This is a genomic window from Mycobacterium sp. (assembly GCF_035603715.1).
In the GTDB taxonomy this organism is placed as follows: Bacteria; Actinomycetota; Actinomycetes; order Mycobacteriales; family Mycobacteriaceae; genus Mycobacterium.
Map to the genome: position 1 here is coordinate 1 of NZ_DATNJW010000515.1, position 2,745 is coordinate 2,745.

A 2,745-nucleotide genomic window follows, 5' to 3' on the forward strand; every position below is an offset into this window, starting at 1 on the left:
GAAGGGAGCCACACACGATGTAACAGTACGAGGAAAGGTACAGACGTGGAGGACGAGGAACAGCAAGAAGTAGGCGGTGTCCGTTCTCGTTGGTGACCGCTAACGGATGGGTAACGCGCTCATCGGCGTTGGCGTCGACCCGGTCGCCTTCTTCGACCGGTTCATGGCACGCGTCGGGCCGTTCGCCAAACGACTGGGATGACGCGCATGCCGAGACTGCGGGGGATATCGAGGATTCGGTCGGTGATCTCCCCGCAGTCTCGAGGGACTTAGTCGTCGGTGACGACGAGCTTGACGTCGATGTTGCCGCGGGTGGCGTTCGAGTAGGGGCACACCTGATGCGCCTTCTCGGCAAGCTGCTGCGCGGCGTCGTGGTCCAGGTTGGGCAGCGTGACCTCCAGTTCCACCGCAAGGCCGAAGCCGCCGTTGTCGAGCTGCCCGAGCGAAACCCGAGCTCCCACAGCCGAATCCGAGATATCTGCCTTTTCCTGGCGGCCAACCAGCCGGAGCGCGGAGTGGTAGCAGGCGCCGTAGCCGATGGCGAACAGCTGCTCCGGGTTTGTGCCGTTGCCGCTGCCGCCCATCTCCTTCGGAATGGCCAGATCGAGATCGAGCTTGCCGTCCGAGGTGCGGCCGTGGCCGTCGCGCCCGTCGCCGGTGGCCAGCGCTTCGGCGGTGTACAGGGTCTTCACGCGGTTTCCTTTCGTAGCGATGCGTTGAGTGCATCGATGAGGTGACGGACCGCATCGCGCAGGTCCGCGGCTTCTTTCTCATTCATTCCGGTCGAGCTGAAGAGCCGTTCCGGGATGCATTGGGCCTTGCGTTCGAGCCGCCGTCCCGCGGGCGTTCGACGATCGTGAAGGCGACCGCGTCGGCGGGGTGTCGATCGCAGAGGAGTTCGGCTCAGTCGTCGTACACCGTGACGGTGCCGTCGGAGGAGACGTCGATTTTTTGGCCATCCTGCACGGCGTTGAGGAAGTCGCGGCCGAGTTGGTCGATGGTGACGATCTTGGTGTCGTTCCAGATGTCCGCGAGGATGATGCCAGGTGCTGATACGGAATCGATGTGCTCGGCGTAGAGCATAGCGGCCGGCGCAATGCCTTCGGCGGCTGCGCATTGCAGCACCATTCCGCCGGTGGTGGAGCCGATGGTCACCGGTAGACAGAGCACCTTGCCGGCGATGTGCTTCTGGTAGAGGTCGGGATTGTTCTGGTCGTGGCAGATCGGTGACTTAGTTATCAACCCCTGCACATATGCCGCCAGAGTGTTGAATCCCTGGTGGGTCACTAGCGCTTCGCCTGCGAGGTTGCCGCCCAATATGACGCGGCCCTTGAATGTCTTCATGAATCGTCTCTTTCGTTGGTGGGGTTGCTGTTGGGTTACTTGATGGGCCGGTGATCGGCGATCGTGATCGGCAGACCGTGACCGGGTACCGCCTTGACCTCCATCTGCCCCTCGTTGGACGCGTTGTCGCCATAGACGATCTGATGCAGCACGTCGGGCTCCATGAAGAACCGTGCTGTCGTATACGTCCGGAGCTTGTTGGAGTTGGTCAGCACCGGGTACTGGGCCGCGACCGGGTTGTTCATATGCATCAGCGAACAGGCGTGTGACAGGTGCAGGCCGAGGCTGAGCAGGCGGGCGTAGGCGTCCTTGTCCTCTTTGAACTTGGCGATGACCTTCGGCGCCGACGTCAACACCGTCTTGAGCCGAACCTGCTGGCGGCCGGCCTTTTTCAGTTCCGCGTCGATCCGGTCGACGGTGCTGTAGATCTGACTCAGCGACAGGTGCGGGCAACCGATTATGGCCAGCGTCGGCTGCGCGTCGGGGTCTTTCCACAGGATGGGGTAGTTCTGGTACGTCTGGGCCAGCACGGCGTCGTCGATGACGTACGTTTGGTAGCCCTCTTTGAGCACACTTCTGCCCAGATCTTTGGCGGCTGGAGTGAGGTTCTCGACATAATAGAGGCCGACGGCACCGTTGGAGGCACTGGCAGCACCCATGTCCTTGAGGAAATCCCGGACGTTATCGGTGATTTCGGTGCCGAGGAACTTGTCCAGCCCGACCAGGTACGGCACGTCGCCGACCACTTTGATGCCCAGTGCGCTGCCGAGCAGTTGCGGATTTGGCTTCTCGGCGGTCTTCACCTCGACCAGCCAGTCGGCCTTGCGGCCCTCGTCGGTGAGCAGCCCGAACAGGGGAGCCTTATGCAAGATGCCGCAAAACAATTCCACGACACCGGAATTGCGGTTCGTCTTGGCACTGAGCACCGAGTTGGCGAAGACTGCGGCCGAGGATTCGGCCCACGCCAGCACGTCGCCCTTCTTCGGGGTGTTGCCGCCTTCGGGTAGGTATGAAGCGCAGGAGAACGAATCAGCGTCTTTGAGGCCGAGTTTGAGCAACTGCGCTTCATAGCGATCCTGGTTCGCGTACAGCTTGAGGACTGATTCTTTGATGTCGTCGTCGTAGGGCAGCGCCTCGAAGTCGTACGGCCTGGGATCACAGGTGAAGGGTTCGGGCGTTCTGATGCCGGCGGCGATGATCTCGTCCATCATGTCGAACACCGGGTCCAGGCCGATCATGCCGAATGACGTGACCAGGTGAACCGCGTGGTCGAGGGGAACCAAGCGTTCGGCTCCGAAGGTGTCGCCGAAAGTGACGACGGTCTTCATGATCTTGGCCATCACGGGTCCCTGAGACCCGTCCAGGATGGCCTGCTCTTCGTCGGTGAGAATCATATTTTCG

The 2,745-nt window shown here is 61.6% G+C and carries 3 protein-coding genes and 1 pseudogene; all 4 read right to left on the reverse strand.

Annotated features, from left to right (window positions below):
• Positions 1-269 precede the first annotated feature (269 nt).
• The gene (locus VN856_RS21345; RefSeq protein WP_325692653.1) at positions 270-692 is read right to left on the reverse strand and encodes an organic hydroperoxide resistance protein; all 423 of its coding nucleotides are present in this window, start codon (positions 690-692) and stop codon (positions 270-272) included.
• Positions 689-847: pseudogene (locus VN856_RS21350) on the reverse strand (MarR family transcriptional regulator); the annotation flags it as partial. The gene VN856_RS21345 and the pseudogene VN856_RS21350, both read right to left, overlap by 4 nt.
• Positions 848-903: 56 nt before the next feature.
• Positions 904-1,344: an aconitase X swivel domain-containing protein gene (locus VN856_RS21355; RefSeq protein WP_325692655.1), complete on the reverse strand. Its 441-nt coding sequence runs from the start codon at positions 1,342-1,344 to the stop codon at positions 904-906.
• A gap of 35 nt (positions 1,345-1,379) precedes the next feature.
• Positions 1,380-2,745: aconitase X (locus VN856_RS21360; RefSeq protein ID WP_325692657.1), on the reverse strand; the 1,366-nt coding region annotated here is incomplete at its 5' end.

Excerpts from the sequence above, each read along its gene's own strand:
- VN856_RS21355 (WP_325692655.1), bottom strand. The coding sequence starts at position 1,344 with ATGAAGACATTCAAGGGCCGCGTCATATTGGGCGGCAACCTCGCAGGC.